A 16,812-nucleotide genomic window follows, 5' to 3' on the forward strand; every position below is an offset into this window, starting at 1 on the left:
GCGATGTGCGTCCTATGTGGCGTGTGCCCACCTATCGCGGGCTGATATCCAGAGCAAGTTGTTGTGACCGCATCAAAGCCAACAGGCCAGCCTTTTTCTATCCGACCTTTGACGCCAGATGATTATGAGGCGTGGTTGCCACTGTGGCAGGGGTATCTGACCTTTTATAAGGCAAAGCTTGACCCGGCGGTGACGGACGTCACCTGGGCGCGCTTTCATGATGAGAGCGAACCGATGTTTGTGCTCGGTGCTTTTGATGGCGATCAGTTGCTGGGCATTGTTCATTGCGTCAGCCACCGCGCGACCTGGACGGAAGGCTGGTACGTTTATCTGGAGGACCTGTTCACGGTGCCGCAAGCGCGTGGACAGGGGATAGGCAAGGCGTTGATCCAGGCTGTCTACGACAAAGCCGATGAGATCGGCGCTTCGCGCGTCTACTGGCACACCCATGAAACAAACACGGCTGGTCGCGCGCTTTATGACAAGGTGGGGCACAATGCCGGGTTTCTTCAGTATCGCAGGCCGTGATAGTCCGCTGCCACTGTCACCAAGGATGATTTGATGGACGCTGCTTTTGCTGCTCACCTGGCGCTTTATTCAGCGCTTTTCTTCACGGCGCTTACTGCTGGCGCGATGGTGCTGTTTGCTGCCGCCGTTGCGCCGTTGGTGCATAAGGTGCTGGATAAAGATCGGGCCCGTACACTGACCCGTGCGATGTTCCCAGTTTACTATCTGGTTCTCACGATCATGAGTGGTTTGGCCGCCATTGCCGGATTTTTGGTCAATGTGGCTGCAGGTCTTGTCCTGGCTGTGATTGCCGGCGGCTTCCTGTTTGCCCGTCAGGTGATGACACCGCGCATCAATGCGCTCAATGACGAGGTGGCGCGTGGTTCCACCATCCAGGCTGGCCCGGCGAAAATGCTGCACGCTTGGTCGGTGCGCATGAACATGCTTCAGCTCTTTGTGCTCCTGGTCGTGTTTTGGTTTTTCGCTTTGAGCGCCGGGTAGGCGTTTCACCCCATCACAATGCCTGCCATCTGTGCTTGCCAGCGTGGCGCGCGCGCGCTTAAACGCAAGCCTCTCATTGATTTCTCGTATTGGAGTGCATGTCATGGCCCACAAGGGTGACGTCAACAAAGTTGTGCTTGCCTATTCTGGCGGTCTCGACACCTCGATCATCCTGAAATGGCTACAGACCGAGTATGATGCTGAGGTGGTGACGTTCACTGCCGATCTCGGTCAAGGTGAGGAGCTGGAGCCAGCGCGCAAAAAAGCTGAGATGCTCGGCATCCAAGAGATCTACATCGATGATCTGCGCGAAGAGTTTGTGCGCGATTTCGTTTTTCCCATGTTCCGCGCCAATGCCGTCTATGAGGGCGTCTATTTGCTTGGCACCTCCATTGCCCGGCCATTGATCTCCAAACGGTTGGTTGAAATTGCGCGCGAAACAGGTGCTGATGCTGTTGCGCATGGCGCGACCGGCAAGGGCAATGATCAGATCCGGTTCGAACTTAATGCTTATGCGCTTGACCCGGACATCAAAGTGATTGCGCCATGGCGCGAATGGGATTTCAAGTCCCGCGAAGCGCTGCTTGATTTCGCCGAGAAGCATCAGATTCCCGTGCCCAAGGACAAGCGCGGCGAAGCGCCGTTCTCGGTGGATGCTAACCTTTTGCACTCTTCATCGGAAGGCAAAGTGCTGGAAGATCCGAACGTGGATGCGCCGGAATATGTCCATATGCGCACTGTCTCGCCGATGGATGCACCGGATGTGCCAACCAAAATCACCATCGGGTTTGAGAAGGGCGACGCAGTTTCCATCAATGGTCAGCAGCTCTCACCAGCGACGTTGCTGGCCAAGCTCAATGATCTGGGTCGCGACAATGGCATTGGCCGCCTCGACCTGGTGGAGAACCGGTTTGTCGGTATGAAATCGCGTGGTGTTTACGAGACACCAGGCGGGACGATCCTGCTTGAAGCGCATCGGGCGATGGAATCGATCACGCTCGACCGTGGTGCCGCGCATCTCAAAGATGAGTTGATGCCGCGTTATGCCGAATTGATCTACTACGGTTTCTGGTTCTCGCCCGAGCGCGAGATGCTGCAAGCGGCCATCGACCATAGCCAGGCTCATGTAGAAGGCGAGGTTTCGCTGACGCTTTACAAAGGCAATGTGATCGTTACGGGCCGTGCATCGGCCAAGTCACTTTACTCCGAAGAGCTTGTAACGTTCGAGGACGATCAGGGTGCTTACGATCAGACGGACGCGCAGGGCTTTATCAAGCTGAACGCTTTGCGCCTTCGCACGCTGGCTGCTCGCACCAAAAAGTTCGGCGGATAGCGCCTCATGCCAAGCCCGGTTCCTGTCGCTCAATCCACCGTCAAACACACGCCGCTGGAGGATGCGCAGGGGCTGGCGACTGGCGTTGTCATGTGCACGATGGGTCTGGTGATCTTGACCCATTTGGGACTGATCACTGGGCAGACAGCCGGCCTGGCGGTGGTGATCTCCTATCTTACTGGGATGTCGTTTGGATTGATCTTCTTTCTGGTGAACATCCCGTTCTACCTCTTCGCTATCAAGGCGATGGGCTGGGAGTTCACACTGAAGTCGATGGCGTGCGTGGCGGCTCTCTCGCTGGGGACAGAGCTTGTTCCATTGGGCTTTGCCATTGAGCGGCTGGACCCGGTGCTTGGCACGATCATGTTTGGTGTTGTCACCGGCATCGGGCTGCTCGCCATCTTCCGCCACAAGGCATCGCTCGGGGGTCTGGGCGTCGTGGCCATCTGGATCCAAGACACGTTCGGTGTGCGTGCAGGCTACATTCAGCTTGGTTTTGATGCCGTGCTGTTTGCGGTGGCCGCGTTTCTGTTTCCGCTGTCGGTCGTAATGTATTCACTGCTTGGCGCGGTGGTTCTGAACGGCTTGATCGCCTTCAACCATCGCCGTGACTGGTACATTCCGCGCTAACGCGGATCGCCGCTATTTTGTGCTTTTAGAAATCGGCTGAGCTTGCCACGCGGATGGTGGCGCCGCGATCGCGTTCCATTAGCTGATCGATCCGGTCACGCTCACGCTCAAAATCGATGAGGCGTTGGCCTGAGAGTGTTTCTTCGCGGGCCACACGGATGCCCATCGGGTCCACGTTGCGACCGTTCACCAACACCTCATAGTGCAAGTGCGGACCTGTGGAGAGACCGGTGGAACCGATATAGCCGATCACTTGGCCCTGGCGGACTTCAACGCCTGGTGCGATGCCGTCGGCGAACCGGCTCTGGTGCGCGTAGGACGTGACATAGCCGTTGGCATGCTCGATGCGAATCCAGCGACCAAAGCCAGAATTCCAGCGCGCATCCGTAACAGTGCCATTACCTGCGGCAATGATCGGGGTGCCGCGAGGCGCCGACCAATCAACACCATTGTGCATGCGTGAGTAGCCCAAAATGGGATGGCGACGCATGCCGAAGGCGGAGCGGAAGCGTCCATTGGGCACGGGGTTGCGGATGAGGAACTTGTTCGCCGAAACACCGTCTTCATCGAAGTAGAGCAGCGAACCATCTTCGGCGGTGAAGCGATAAAATTTGTGTGTGGTTGATCCTGTGGTGATGGATGCAAAAACCACGTCACCTGAGGCATCGCCATCATCATCAAGTTCGTGCAAGACTTCTATGGTGTCGCCGGGCTGTACGACGCGCTGGTAATCCAGGTCGTAGGCAAAAATCTGGATAAGCTCATTGGCGATGTCCATCGACATGTCGTTGGCAAGCGCTGTCTCATAGATCGATGAGTAAATGCGTGCTGAGCCCTGAGCTTCCTGTTCAACAGCGGCAAAGGCGTTGAGGTCCACGATGCGGGGTTCTTCATCCACCTGGTAGCGCCCAGTTTCAGTCAGCGCGATGGTGAGCAAATGAGAGCGTTCGTCGTAGAGGCTAACGCGAATTGGATCGAAGGTTTCACCGCTTTCATCGGCGGGTGCCATGGCAATGCGAAGGCGATGGCCTTCACGCATTTGCGTGGTGTTGAGGAAGGTTTCAAAGGCCGTTTCAACCGGAGCCACGGAGCCTTCGCGTGAACCATTGGCGATCAACACTGAGCCGAGTGTGTCGCCTTCACGTAGGGCAACAATGACTTCATCCAAGCCATCGGTAGGAGCAACCGGGTCGTCTTCCACCTTGCCGATGATGGAGAAGTTTTCTGGGACCACGCGAACCGCATCGAAGCTTTCCAACGCATCCAGTGCGGATTGAGCGTCGGCCTCAGCAGCATTCAATGAGGCGAAAGCGGAGGATGCTCGGGCAGGATCGGCAAAGGCAAGCGCGCCGCCGGTACCCAGATCAAGCGCTGGTGTAAACCCGGCCGGGACAGCCGGTGCCGCGCTGTCGCCAACGGTGAAGCGGGCAATGTCGGCCACTTCGAACGCAACTTGTTCCGGGGTCGGGACGGCGTTTTGATCTAGCTCGATCTGTTCGAACGGAAAGGGCGTTTCGCGCACAGCGATCTCGCCTTCTACCTCAGCATCGTAAATGAGGGAGGCGGCATCAGCGCTGATGATTTCATCATTGCCAGCGAAAAGGTTGAGCGGATTGAAGGGCGGTCGGCCTTCGCTGACCTCGGTTGATTCAAGAGCCAGTGTTGCGATCACGCGAACAAAGGGCTGAAGGCGCACCACATCCATATCGCCTTCGCGATGAATGGTGGAAACGTCAATGAGCTGGCGGTTGGCAATCGGCTCGGCGATCCGGGTCAGGCGATCACCTTTGCCGATACGGCCATCTTCATCGATCAAGCTGGCCAGTAGATCGGTTTGCGCCACGTTCGGCGGGACGGCGATTTGCTGGCGGCCATCTACCGCCGCGTAAAGAGCGCCAATCATAAGGCCAGTGGAGGCAAAGCCGGTGACAACTGTGCTCAGCAGCCATTTTAGGCTGACGCCCCTATGCTCGACGGCGGACGGCTTTTGCGGCTCAAGATTGAGCGCAGGGTCGTTGCCGACCTTGATCCGTTTTGGGGTACGCCGAAGTGGTGCCATATGAGCGGTTTATCGTGCCAAACGTGTGCTGGTAAAGCACAATTATCAAATCTGAAGAGCATGCGCTGACAGGCAAATGTGGTGCCAATGTGAAATCATCGGTTCTACCTATTTTTGAGTACGCGCTGAACGGGTTTCATGATTGCCCGAATCGCGTTTTGCATGGCATGACGTAAGCCATGGTGTTCTTCAAAGCGCGAAGTTCTGCACGTGACAAAACCAGCGATGATGCGCGGGTTGCAGCGATTGTTCGGCAAATCCAAGATGTGCGCTCGGGCGTCATGAAAGAGCGGCGCGGCTTAGAGCGTCGCTACGCCGATTTTGTTGGTCAAGCCTCGCAATTGGTTGACACCGGCTATGAGGGCGAGCGCGATGATAGCGCCGAGCAACAGCTGACGAAGGTTGAGAGCGATGCTCTCTATGCTCGCAAGCGTCTCTCCGATCTTGATCGACATCTAGAATCACTGGACGCGCTCAGCGAGCGCGTGAAGGTGATGTTCGACCCGATTGATGAGATCGAAAGGCTGCGCAAGCGGTAGTACCATCAACGTGATAGGATGGCCTTCGAAAAGGAGGTCATCATGACATATGTCGATGGATTTGTTTTCGCTGTTCTTACCGCGCGTAGGGACGATTTTCGCACCCAAGCGCAAGCCCTAGCCGATGTTTTCCAGGAGTATGGCGCTCTGTCGGTTTGCGAGTGCTGGGGTGTGGATGTGCCTGATGGCGAAATCACCAGCTTTCCAATGGCGGTGAAGAAGGCCCAGAATGAAACGGTGGTGTTTTCCTGGATCGTTTGGCCTGACAAAGCCACCCGCGACAAAGGCAACGCGGATGTCTTTGAAGACCCCCGTATGGAGCAGCATTTTTCAGCTTTGCCGCTCGATGGCAAACGGATGATTTTTGGTGGCTTTGAACCGATTGTTGCCGTTGGAGCGACAGGTTTTCCACCTGGCTGAGCGGCCCCGCTCAGCGGATGCTGCGCAGCATGGCTTTGGCGATCAGTTTGTGAAACGGCATGATCGCTGCCAGATAGGCTGTGCCCATGGCGTTGTTGCGCTGAACCAATGTCGATAGGCGCACCCGTTGCCCGGCCTGATCATTGTGCAAATCAACGGCCACCCGAAAGTTGAGATGCTGATCGTCCTCACCGAGAAGGATGCGCTCGGGTGAATTTGCGATAACTGGAAAAAACCCGACGCAGTTTGTGTTTGACGCCGCTTCCATGGCTTTACCCGTTTTAAGACCAAGTGGGCCGACGATCCTGTCGCGCATGTCCATGAGGCCAGCTGCCCATCCAGGCAGTGAGTCCATGATGGTGCGGGCCGCGTGCTCCGCATCGCTGAAGTGCCGACTGGTTCGCACTTCAAACGTGTCACCCCAATCGGCTTGCGGGAAAGCGGGATGGGGCAGGTTCAGTGCGACTTCATGCACAGTGCTGGTCATCACCATCAGTGCCTGCGTGGTTGCTACATATGGATTTGGCGTTTTTCCACGGCCATGGCCGCCTCTTTGACCGCCTCTGACATGGTCGGGTGGGCGTGGCAGGTGCGAGCCATGTCTTCCGATGATCCGCCAAACTCCATCAATACGGCGGCTTCGTGGATGAGGTCGCCAGCGCCCTTGCCGACGATATGAACGCCGAGAACTTTGTCCGTTGCAGCATCGGCCAACACTTTGGCAAAGCCTGCGGTGGCGTTCATGGCCCGCGCACGGCCATTGGCCGAGAATGGGAACTTGCCGGACTTGTACTCAATACCTGCGGCTTTCAGCTCTTCTTCGGTTTTGCCGACCGAAGCGACTTCGGGCTCGGTGTAGACAACCGACGGGATCACGTCATAGTTCACATGGCCTACTTTGCCAGCGATCAACTCAGCCAGAGCCACGCCCTCATCTTCAGCTTTATGGGCAAGCATTGGGCCGTCGATCACATCGCCAATGGCGTAGATGCCGTTCACATTGGTCTTGAAGTGGCCATCGGTGGCCACGCGGCCGCGTTCATCCAGTGCAACGCCGACAGCTTCCAGACCCAGGCCTTTGGTGTAAGGCACGCGACCGGTTGAAACGAGGACCACATCGGCTTCCAACGTTTCTGCATCGGCTTCGCCACCGGCATGCTCAACAGTGACCAGATGCTTGCGCCCCTTTTTCTCCACGGCGGTCACCTTGGAGGAGAGCATGAACTCCATGCCCTGTTTTTTTAGGATGCGCAGGAACTGTTTGGACGTGTCCAAATCCATCGTGCCAAGGATGTGATCCTGGAACTCAACCACCGTGACTTTTGCGCCAAGACGACGCCAAACCGAACCCAGTTCCAGCCCGATCACGCCGCCACCGACGATCACCAAATGGCCGGGCACTTTGTCCAGTTCCAGAGCGCCGGTGGAGCTGACCACCGTTTTTTCATCGATATCGATGGCAACGCCTGGGATGCTCGCTGAATCAGAGCCCGTGGCAATCACGATGTGCTTGGTGTCCAGATCGGTTGTTTTGCCGTCATCGGCCGTCACTGTCACTTTGCCAGGCGCGGTGATGGTGCCGGTACCGATGTAGTCGGTGATTTTGTTCTTCTTGAACAGGTAGGCAACGCCGTTGACATTGTCTTTCACGACGTCGTCCTTGAAGCCCATCATCTTGGCGAGCTCAAGCTTGGGCTTGGTGACTTTGATGCCCAGTGTCTCAAAGGTGTGCCCGGCTTCCTCAAACACATCTGAGGCGTGCAGCAGCGCTTTGGAAGGAATGCAGCCAATGTTGAGGCAAGTGCCGCCATGGGTGGCGCGCTTTTCCACCACAGCCACCTTCATACCGAGCTGCGCGGCGCGAATGGCGCAGACATAGCCGCCAGGGCCGGTTCCGATGACAATCAGGTCGTAAGCATCAGCCATGGTGTGTTTTCCTTTGCATTACCGGCCACCGGTCACATCAAGGACCGTACCTGTCGTGTATGATGATTCTGCTGAAACCAAGAACGCAATTGCTCGCGCAACTTCTTCAGCTGTTCCACTGCGTTTCATGGGTACCGACGATGCCATGTCGCGGGCCCGGTCCGGCAGTCCGCCAGATGCGTGGATGTCTGTTTCAATGATGCCTGGGCTGACGGCATTGACCCGAATACCATCGTCGGCAACTTCGAGCGCGAGGCCCTTGGTAAAAGTGTCGATAGCCGCTTTGCTGGCTGCGTAGTCAACATATTGATGGGGTGAGCCAAGGCGGGCCGCTGCCGATGACAGATTGACGATGGTTCCGCCTTCCCCGCCCTTGCTGACCGCCATGCGGTTGATCGCCTCGCGGGCGCATAGGAAGCTGCCGATAATGTTGGTGCTCATCATGCGTTCCAAGCGTTCGTAGCTCATGTCAGCGACACTGGTAGGTTGATCGACGATGCCTGCATTGTTGATCAGTGCGCTCAATGTGCCTGTCTCTTGATCGACCAGCCCAAACAGGGACAGGATTTCGCTTTCGCTTGAAACGTCGGCTTGAACTGCCCGTGCTTGGCCACCCTGTTCCATGATACTTGCGACAACCACCTCCGCGGCTTGTTGGTTGGAGGCGAAACTTAGTACGATTTTATACCCTTGATCTGCGAGTATCTTGGCAGTCGCGGCTCCAATACCGCGACTTCCGCCCGTAACAAGCGCGATTGGCGGTTGCGACATGGGATGATCGTTCGCCTGCTTACAGATCCAAAACCAAGCGCTGCACGTCTTCCAAGCTTTCTTTCACGCGCACCAGGAAGGTCACGGCCTCTTTGCCATCAACGATGCGGTGATCGTAGGAAAGTGCTAGATACATCATGGGGCGGATGACGACTTGGCCATTCACAGCCATCGGTCGTTCCTGAATTTTGTGCATGCCCAAAATGCCTGACTGCGGCGCATTGAGAATGGGCGAGGACATCAGCGAGCCGTAGACGCCACCATTGGAGATGGTGAACGTGCCGCCCTGCATGGCATCCATGCCCAGCTTGCCATCGCGAGCCGCGAGGCCCAGACGACCAATCTCTTTTTCGATCTCGGCAATCGACATCTGGTCGGCATCACGAACCACTGGGACGACAAGGCCCTTGTCGGTGCCGACAGCCACGCCAATGTGCGCAAAGTTCTTGTAGATGATGTCGGTGCCGTCGATCTCAGCGTTCACCGCTGGGATTTCCTTCAGCGCGTGGCAGACCGCTTTGGTGAAGAAGCCCATGAAGCCAAGCTTCACGCCATGCTTCTTCTCAAACAGCTCTTTGTACTGTTTGCGGATGTCCATCACTGGGCCCATGTCCACCTCATTGTAGGTGGTGAGCATGGCTGCAGTGTTCTGAGCATCCTTCAGACGACGGGCAATGGTTTGGCGCAGGCGGGTCATGCGCACGCGGTCTTCGCGCGCTTCATCATCGGCGCTGGAGGGCGCACGAACGCTGGCGGGGGCCGAAGCCGCAGGCGCTGCGGCCTGGCCGGAATTGATGGCGTTGATCACGTCGCCCTTGAGCACCTGACCACGCTTGCCCGTGCCTGCTGCCACCGAGACGCCCGTCTCAGCCATCATGCGGCTTGCCGAGGGTGAAGGTGGCATCTCTGTGGAGGATGCCGGTGCTGGGGCCGGAGCCGCCGCAGGAGCAGGGGCTGACGCAGCGGCTGCACCGACAGATGCCCCTTCTTGGATTTTCAAAAGCAAATGCCCCGGTTCAACGATATCGCCTGACTTCACAACAATCTCAGCAATCGTGCCGGAGACGGGCGCTGGAATCTCTTGCGCGGCTTTGTCGGTTTCCAGCTCCAGCAGCACATCGTCGGCTTTCACCGCATCACCGACTTTGACGGAGATTTCGCCAACTTCAGCTTCGGTGACCGATTCACCGGCACTTGGCGTGATGACATCCACCAGCTTGCCGTCGGATGCGGCAGGAGCCGCCGCCGGTGCTGCTTCCTTCTTCGCGGCAGGTGCGGGTGCTGCACCGTCACCAGCTTCCAGCATGCCGAGCAGTGTTCCGACCTCAACCGTTTCGCCTTCCTTGACCAGGATCTCTCCCAAGGCACCGGAGGCGGGGGCGGGAACTTCCACGGTGACCTTGTCGGTTTCCAGTTCCACCAACGGTTCATCGGCGTTCACGGCATCACCGGTTTTTTTGTACCAGCTGGCAACGGTTGCTTCAGTGACGGACTCACCAAGGGTGGGAACGCGGATTTCACTGGCCATTTTCAGTCTCCATGCAGCCGATTGTCCGGCGCGATTGCCCAGCCTTGGCTGGAAGAAAGTCTTTCGTTCAGACGTCCAGCTATTCGCCGAGCGCCTCTTCTAGGAATGCGTTGAGCTGTGCCAGATGCTTCGACATCAAGCCGGTTGCGGTCGCTGCTGCCGCCGAACGACCGGCGTAGCGTGGCCGTTTGTGCTTGGCCTCGATCTTGTTGAGCACCCATTCAATGTTCGGTTCGATGAACGTCCAAGAGCCCATGTTTTTTGGCTCTTCCTGACACCAGACGATCTCTGCCTGCTTGAAGCGGGAAAGCTCGGTGATCAGCGCACGTGCCGGGAATGGATAGAGCTGTTCAACGCGCAGAAGCTGCACATCGTTAATGCCGCGCTTCTCGCGCTCTTCGTAGAGGTCGTAATAGACCTTGCCCGAGCACAGCACGACGCGACGGATCTTATCGTCTTTCACCAGCTGAATGGGCTCGTCCTTGAACACCTCCGCATCATCCCAAAGGACGCGGTGGAAGGTGCTGTCAGGGCCGAACTCGTGCAACCGTGATGTCGCACGCTTGTTACGCAGCAAGCTTTTCGGCGTCATCAAAACCAGCGGTTTGCGGAAATCGCGTTTCAGCTGGCGGCGCAGAATGTGGAAGTAGTTGGCTGGCGTGGTGCAGTTGGCGATTTGCATGTTGTCTTCGGCGCACATCTGCAGGAAGCGCTCAAGGCGTGCGGAAGAGTGTTCCGGCCCTTGGCCCTCATAGCCGTGCGGCAGCAGGCAAACGAGGCCTGACATGCGCAACCATTTGCGTTCGCCCGATGAAATGAACTGGTCGAACAGAACCTGCGCCCCGTTGGCAAAGTCGCCAAACTGGGCTTCCCAAAGCGTGAGTGCGTTCGGCTCCGCCATCGAGTAACCGTACTCAAAACCGAGCACCGCTTCTTCAGATAGCATGGAGTTGATAACCTCATAGCGCGATTGATCGCCGCCCAGATTGTTGAGCGGAATGAAGCGCTTTTCATCGCGTTGGTCGTAGAGCACTGAGTGGCGTTGCGAGAACGTGCCGCGTTCACAATCCTGGCCAGATAAGCGGATGGGGTGGCCTTCGCGTGCCAATGTACCGAAGGCCAAAGCTTCACCGGTTGCCCAATCAATACCTTCGCCGGAATCGATCATAGCTTTGCGGTTGGCCAGGAAGCGCTTGATCGTTCGGTGCGCTTCAAAGTCCTCGGGCACGGCTGTCAGTTTGGCGCCGATATCTTTCAACACATCCATGTCGACGCCGGTCTTGCCTTTGCGAGGATCGTCATCGACTTTGGCTTGAGAGAGACCTGCCCATTTGCCGTCCAGCCAATCGGCTTTGTTGGGCTTATAGGCCTGACCGATCTCGAACTCTTTATCCAGATCGGCGCGATAGGCCGCACGCATTGCATCAAGATCAGCTTCGGTGATGACGCCGTCTTTGACCAATTTCTCGCTGTAGAGTGTCAGCGTGGTCGGATGCGAGCGGATCTTTTTGTACATGATCGGCTGCGTGAACGCGGGCTCATCGCCTTCGTTGTGGCCGTAGCGGCGATAGCAGATCATGTCGATCACCACCGGCTTGTGGAATTTCTGCCGGAATTCGATGGCGATCTTGGCGGCGTAAACAACCGACTCTGGATCATCGCCGTTGCAGTGGAACACTGGCGCTTCAACCATTTTCGCCACGTCCGAAGGGTAGGGCGAGGAACGCGAGAAACGTGGATTGGTGGTGAAGCCAATCTGGTTGTTGATGATGAAGTGAATAGAACCGGAGGTTCTGTGACCGCGCAGGCCCGATAGGCCAAAGCACTCGGCTACAACGCCTTGTCCAGCAAAGGCAGCATCGCCGTGAAGGAGCAGTGGCAGAACTTTGGCGCGCTCTTCCAGCGGCACTACTTCAGCTTCTTCATCGAAGGTGCCGATCTGATCCTGCTTGGCGCGTACTTTGCCGAGCACAACCGGGTTAACGATCTCTAGGTGTGACGGGTTGGCTGTCAGCGACAGGTGAACATTGTTGCCGTCAAACTCACGGTCGGACGAGGCGCCGAGGTGATACTTCACATCGCCGGAGCCTTCCACATCATCAGGCGCGTAGGAGCCGCCTTTGAACTCGTGGAAGATCGCGCGGTGCGGTTTTTCCATCACTTGGCTGAGCACATTCAGACGACCGCGGTGGGCCATGCCGAGCACAATGTCTTCAACACCCAGCTGACCGCCACGCTTAATGATCTGTTCCAGCGCAGGCACCAGGGACTCGCCACCATCAAGGCCAAAGCGCTTGGTGCCGGTGTATTTGACGTCCAAAAACTTCTCAAAGCCTTCGGCTTCGATCAGTTTGTTGAGGATCGCTTTCTTGCCGTTCTCGGTGAAGGCGATGCCTTTGTCCGGTCCTTCGATGCGCTGTTGGATCCAGCTTTTCTCTTCGCCATCGGAGATGTGCATGAACTCCACGCCGAGCGTGGAGCAGTAGGTGCGCTTGAGGATATCAAGCATCTCCGGGATGGTCGCAAACTCAAGGCCGAGCACCTTGTCGAGGAAAATCTTGCGGCTGAAATCCTCTTCCGTCCAGCCGTAGCTGCGCGGGTCAAGCTCTGGATGATCTTCAGGCTCTTTCAGCTCCAATGGGTCAAGATCAGCGGCCAGGTGACCACGCATACGGTAGGCACGTATCATCATGATCGCGCGAACCGAGTCCCGTGTTGCCTGCTGCACCTGTTCGTCGGAAACCTCAACGCCAGCAACCTGGGCATTGGCTTTCAGCTTCTCGCCAACGGCTTTGGCGGCAGCTTTCTCGTCGACGCCCCAATCGCTGTCGAGCGCTGATACCAGTTCGCCATTGCCAGCAATGGGCCAGTCGGAGCGTTTCCAGGAGGCGCCGCGCGCATTGTCGCTGACATCGGCGGCGTCATCGCCCAACTCGGCGAAAAAAGCGGCCCATTCGGCGCCAAATTTTGAGGGGTCTTTCTGGTAGTCGGCGTAGAGCTGATCCAGATAGGTGGCGTTTCCACCATAAAGGAATGACGTGGCGGCGAAAGCCGCATTCGCATCCTGCCGTGCCATCGGCGTTTTCCCCGGGGGGTGTCCCCGTGCTCCCTATGTCGGCCGCATGCCCGTCACGCGGCCTGGTTTTCGGTTGATCTCAACCCAGATAGGAATGAGCTCAACCGTTTTCACTATCCATTCAAAACCTTGACCAAAGTCTTGCCAAGTTGTGCAGGAGATGGAGAAACGGCAATACCAACTTCTTCCATCGCTGCGATTTTGTCTTCGGCGCCGCCTTTGCCGCCAGAAATCACCGCACCGGCATGACCCATGGTGCGACCTGGAGGTGCTGTGCGCCCAGCGATGAAGCCGACGGTTGGTTTCCAGCGGCCTTTTTTCTTTTCGTCCGCCAGGAACTGCGCAGCATCCTCTTCGGCCGATCCACCGATCTCACCGATCATGATGATCGAGGTGGTTTCATCATCGCCGAGGAACATCTCCAGCACGTCGATGAACTCAGTGCCCTTCACCGGGTCACCGCCAATACCAACAGCGGTGGATTGGCCAAGGCCTTCATTGGTGGTTTGGAAGACCGCTTCATAGGTCAGTGTGCCAGAGCGTGAGACGATGCCGACATTGCCCTTTTTGAAGATCGAGCCCGGCATGATTCCGATCTTGCATTCGTCCGGTGTCATGATGCCAGGGCAGTTGGGACCAAGCAGCCGTGAGTTGGATTTTTCAAGCCGCGCTTTTACACCCACCATGTCGTTCACCGGGATGCCTTCGGTGATGCAAGTGATGAAAGGGATCTCCGCGTCAATGGCCTCGGTGATCGCAGCGGCAGCGCCTGCTGGTGGCACATAAACCACCGACGCGTTGGCGCCAGTGGCTTCTTTGGCTTCAGCAACGGTGGCGTAGATCGGCAGTTCTTTGCCAGCCGCTGGGCCAGCGCCGTCGCCAGCCGTCCAGTTGGTGCCACCCTTTTTGGGGTGGATGCCAGCAACCATCTGCGTGCCGTGATAGGCGAGCGCTTGCTCAGTGTGGAACGTGCCGGTTTTGCCGGTCAGGCCCTGCACGATGATCTTGGTGTTCTTGTCGACAATGATGGACATGAAATGAATTCCTCATAGGAGATCGGGGTGCAGCGACGGCTTAGCCGACGGCCTTCACGATTTTTTGGGCGGCGTCGTCGAGATCATCGGCGGCGATGACGTTGAGGCCGGAGGAGTTGATGATGGCCTTGCCCTCTTCAACTTTTGTGCCCTCAAGGCGAACAACCAGTGGCACTTGCAGGCCAACATCTTTGACCGCCTGCACCACGCCTTCGGCAATCACATCGCAGCGCATGATGCCGCCAAAGATGTTCACCAGGATGCCCTTCACATTGGGGTCCGCGGTGATGATCTTGAAAGCAGCCGTCACCTTTTCGGTGGTCGCGCCGCCACCGACATCGAGGAAGTTGGCGGGCTCTTTGCCGTAAAGCTTGATGATGTCCATCGTTGCCATGGCAAGGCCTGCGCCATTGACCATGCAGCCGATATCGCCATCGAGCGCGACATAGGCGAGGTCGTACTTCGAGGCTTCGATTTCTTTTTCGTCTTCCTCGGTTTTGTCGCGCAGTTCCATCACATCAGGGTGGCGGAAGAGGGCGTTGCCGTCGAAGGAGACCTTGGCATCAAGCACCCGCAAATGGCCGTCTTTCATGACGATCAGCGGATTGATCTCCAGTAGGCTCATATCCTTCTCGGTGAAGGCTTTGTAGAGGATCGGGAACAGCGATTTGCCATCCTCAGCCGCTGCGCCTGTGAGCTCGAAGGCGGCGTTTAGCTTGGCGACTGTGGCATCATCCACGCCTGTTTCCACATCCACGTCGATGGTGTGGATTTTTTCCGGTGTCTCTTCGGCGACTGCTTCAATGTCCATGCCGCCTTCGGTGGAGGCAACGAAGGAGACTTTGCCGGTCTCGCGGTTCACCAGGATGGAGCAGTAGAGCTCGCTCTCAATGTCGGCGCCATCTTCCAGATAAAGGCGATTGACCTGCTTGCCCGCCGGACCGGTTTGCTTGGTCACCAGCGTGTTGCCGAGCATCTCACCGACATGGGAGAGCACTTCATCCTTGGAGAAGGCCAGACGCACGCCGCCTTTGGCATCCGGGCCGAGCTCTTTGAACTTGCCCTTGCCTCGACCGCCTGCGTGGATTTGGCTTTTCACCACCCAGACTGGGCCACCGAGTTTGTCAGCTGCGGCAGGCGCGTCAGAGGCATCAAGCAACGGAACGCCATCGGCGACGGGAGCGCCAAAACTCTTCAGGAGGGCCTTGGCCTGATATTCATGGATGTTCATGTCATATCCTAGGTTGGACGAGTGCCAATTGGTTCAATTCAAGGGATCAGCGCGTTACGCAGCTTGATGCGGTTGCGCGCCACGGCGGTCACCGCGGCGCTGCAGATTGTGTTGAGGTTCTGGGGCTGGGGCATGTCTGCCGTCCCTGGCTTGCGTCAGCCTAAGCCAGCGACGCGTCGATGCCTTTGCAGGCTTCCATAAGACCTTTCACCGAGTTCACCGATTTGTCGAACTCTTCGCGTTCAGCAATGTCGAGATCGATCTCGATGACCTTCTCAACGCCGTTTTCACCGATGATGGTCGGCACGCCGACATACATGTCATCCAGGCCGTACTCGCCCTTCAGAGCGGCCGCACAGGGCAGGACGCGTTTTTTGTCTTTCAGATAGCTTTCAGCCATCATGATCGCTGATGCGGCGGGCGCGTAGAACGCAGATCCGGTTTTCAAAAGGCCAACAATTTCCGCGCCACCGTCACGGGTGCGCTGCACGATTTGGTCCAGCTTCTCCTGGCTCATCCACCCCATGGAGACCACGTCATCCAAGCTGATGCCGCCAACGGAGGAGTAACGTGTCAGCGGCACCATGGTGTCGCCGTGGCCGCCGAGAACGAAGGCGGTGACATCTTCCACCGATACGTCCAGCTCTTCTGCAATGAAGTAGCGGAAGCGTGCGGAGTCCAGAACACCAGCCATGCCGCAGACTTTGTTGCGGGGCAGGCCTGAGAACTTCTGCAGAGCCCACACCATGGCATCCAACGGATTGGTGATGCAGATGACGAAGGCGTTGGGGGCATATTTGGCGATACCAGCACCCACTTGCTGCATGACCTTCAAGTTGATGCCAAGCAGATCGTCGCGGCTCATGCCAGGCTTACGCGGCACGCCAGCGGTAACGATGCAAACATCGGCGCCCTCGATGGCTTCATAGCCAGTGGTGCCAGACAGCTTGGCGTCAAAACCATCAACCGGTGAGCTTTCAGCGATGTCCAGCGCTTTGCCTTGGGGAATGCCGTCAGCGATGTCGAACATTACGATGTCGCCAAGTTCTTTAAGGCCTGCCAAATGGGCCAGCGTTCCGCCAATCTGACCGGAACCGATCAATGCAATTTTCTTGCGAGCCATTCATTCCCCCTGGGACGCGTGTCCCGTTAGGACGCCGGTGCCCTTGATCGCTTCAAAAGGCCAGCGCCGGGCGCTGTTTGCGCGCCGCTACTTCATAGGTGACGTTAAGGTAATGTGCCTCTTTGCCGTCTTTT

At 57.2% G+C, this 16,812-nt stretch carries 15 protein-coding genes; 6 read left to right on the plus strand and 9 right to left on the minus strand.

The window, feature by feature from the left end:
* Window positions 1-63 precede the first annotated feature (63 nt).
* The 4 genes from ABWH92_RS06965 to ABWH92_RS06980 all read left to right on the plus strand — a co-directional run bounded on the left by ABWH92_RS06965 (window position 64) and on the right by ABWH92_RS06980 (window position 2,971).
* Window positions 64-528 carry a GNAT family N-acetyltransferase gene (locus ABWH92_RS06965; protein WP_375573367.1) on the plus strand — a complete coding sequence of 155 codons (465 nt, stop codon included), beginning with the start codon at window positions 64-66 and terminating at the stop codon, window positions 526-528.
* A gap of 33 nt (window positions 529-561) precedes the next feature.
* Entirely contained in the window at window positions 562-1,008 is a 447-nt protein-coding gene (locus tag ABWH92_RS06970; protein WP_375573368.1) for a DUF4149 domain-containing protein, read from the plus strand.
* A gap of 103 nt (window positions 1,009-1,111) precedes the next feature.
* Window positions 1,112-2,341, plus strand: a complete 1,230-nt coding sequence (locus tag ABWH92_RS06975) for an argininosuccinate synthase (protein WP_375573370.1) — start codon at window positions 1,112-1,114, stop codon at window positions 2,339-2,341.
* Between the two features lie 6 nt (window positions 2,342-2,347).
* Window positions 2,348-2,971 (plus strand): YitT family protein, encoded by a 624-nt coding sequence (locus ABWH92_RS06980; protein ID WP_375573372.1) that lies wholly within the window; start codon window positions 2,348-2,350, stop codon window positions 2,969-2,971.
* Between the two features lie 25 nt (window positions 2,972-2,996).
* Here ABWH92_RS06980 and ABWH92_RS06985 read toward each other — a convergent pair whose 3' ends face one another.
* A complete protein-coding gene (locus ABWH92_RS06985) occupies window positions 2,997-5,030 on the minus strand; it encodes a M23 family metallopeptidase (RefSeq protein WP_375573374.1) in 2,034 nt (677 codons plus the stop codon).
* Window positions 5,031-5,209: 179 nt separating this feature from the next.
* Between ABWH92_RS06985 and ABWH92_RS06990 the strand changes: the two genes are divergently transcribed.
* Window positions 5,210-5,569 (plus strand): hypothetical protein, encoded by a 360-nt coding sequence (locus tag ABWH92_RS06990; RefSeq protein ID WP_375573376.1) that lies wholly within the window; start codon window positions 5,210-5,212, stop codon window positions 5,567-5,569.
* Between the two features lie 42 nt (window positions 5,570-5,611).
* On the plus strand, window positions 5,612-5,989 hold the full coding sequence (locus tag ABWH92_RS06995) for a DUF1428 domain-containing protein (protein WP_375573378.1): 378 nt from the start codon (window positions 5,612-5,614) through the stop codon (window positions 5,987-5,989).
* Between the two features lie 10 nt (window positions 5,990-5,999).
* Here ABWH92_RS06995 and ABWH92_RS07000 read toward each other — a convergent pair whose 3' ends face one another.
* The 8 genes from ABWH92_RS07000 to mdh form a co-directional block, all read right to left on the minus strand.
* Window positions 6,000-6,476 carry a DUF2867 domain-containing protein gene (locus ABWH92_RS07000; RefSeq protein WP_375573380.1) on the minus strand — a complete coding sequence of 159 codons (477 nt, stop codon included), beginning with the start codon at window positions 6,474-6,476 and terminating at the stop codon, window positions 6,000-6,002.
* A gap of 23 nt (window positions 6,477-6,499) precedes the next feature.
* Window positions 6,500-7,915, minus strand: coding sequence for a dihydrolipoyl dehydrogenase (gene lpdA / locus ABWH92_RS07005; protein ID WP_375573382.1), 1,416 nt, complete (start codon window positions 7,913-7,915; stop codon window positions 6,500-6,502).
* A gap of 18 nt (window positions 7,916-7,933) precedes the next feature.
* A complete protein-coding gene (locus ABWH92_RS07010) occupies window positions 7,934-8,686 on the minus strand; it encodes an SDR family oxidoreductase (protein ID WP_375573384.1) in 753 nt (250 codons plus the stop codon).
* 19 nt (window positions 8,687-8,705) lie between these two features.
* Entirely contained in the window at window positions 8,706-10,214 is a 1,509-nt protein-coding gene (odhB, locus tag ABWH92_RS07015) for a 2-oxoglutarate dehydrogenase complex dihydrolipoyllysine-residue succinyltransferase (protein ID WP_375573385.1), read from the minus strand.
* A 79-nt stretch (window positions 10,215-10,293) separates the two neighbouring features.
* The gene (locus ABWH92_RS07020; protein ID WP_375573387.1) at window positions 10,294-13,290 is read right to left on the minus strand and encodes a 2-oxoglutarate dehydrogenase E1 component; all 2,997 of its coding nucleotides are present in this window, start codon (window positions 13,288-13,290) and stop codon (window positions 10,294-10,296) included.
* A 113-nt stretch (window positions 13,291-13,403) separates the two neighbouring features.
* A complete protein-coding gene (sucD, locus tag ABWH92_RS07025; RefSeq protein WP_375573389.1) occupies window positions 13,404-14,324 on the minus strand; it encodes a succinate--CoA ligase subunit alpha in 921 nt (306 codons plus the stop codon).
* Window positions 14,325-14,364: 40 nt separating this feature from the next.
* Window positions 14,365-15,555 (minus strand): ADP-forming succinate--CoA ligase subunit beta, encoded by a 1,191-nt coding sequence (gene sucC / locus ABWH92_RS07030; protein ID WP_375573391.1) that lies wholly within the window; start codon window positions 15,553-15,555, stop codon window positions 14,365-14,367.
* A gap of 160 nt (window positions 15,556-15,715) precedes the next feature.
* Window positions 15,716-16,678, minus strand: a complete 963-nt coding sequence (mdh, locus tag ABWH92_RS07035) for a malate dehydrogenase (protein ID WP_375573393.1) — start codon at window positions 16,676-16,678, stop codon at window positions 15,716-15,718.
* Window positions 16,679-16,812: the final 134 nt, after the last annotated feature.

The sequence above is a fragment of the Ahrensia marina genome, from assembly GCF_042140245.1.
Classification (GTDB): domain Bacteria; phylum Pseudomonadota; class Alphaproteobacteria; order Rhizobiales; family MH13; genus MH13.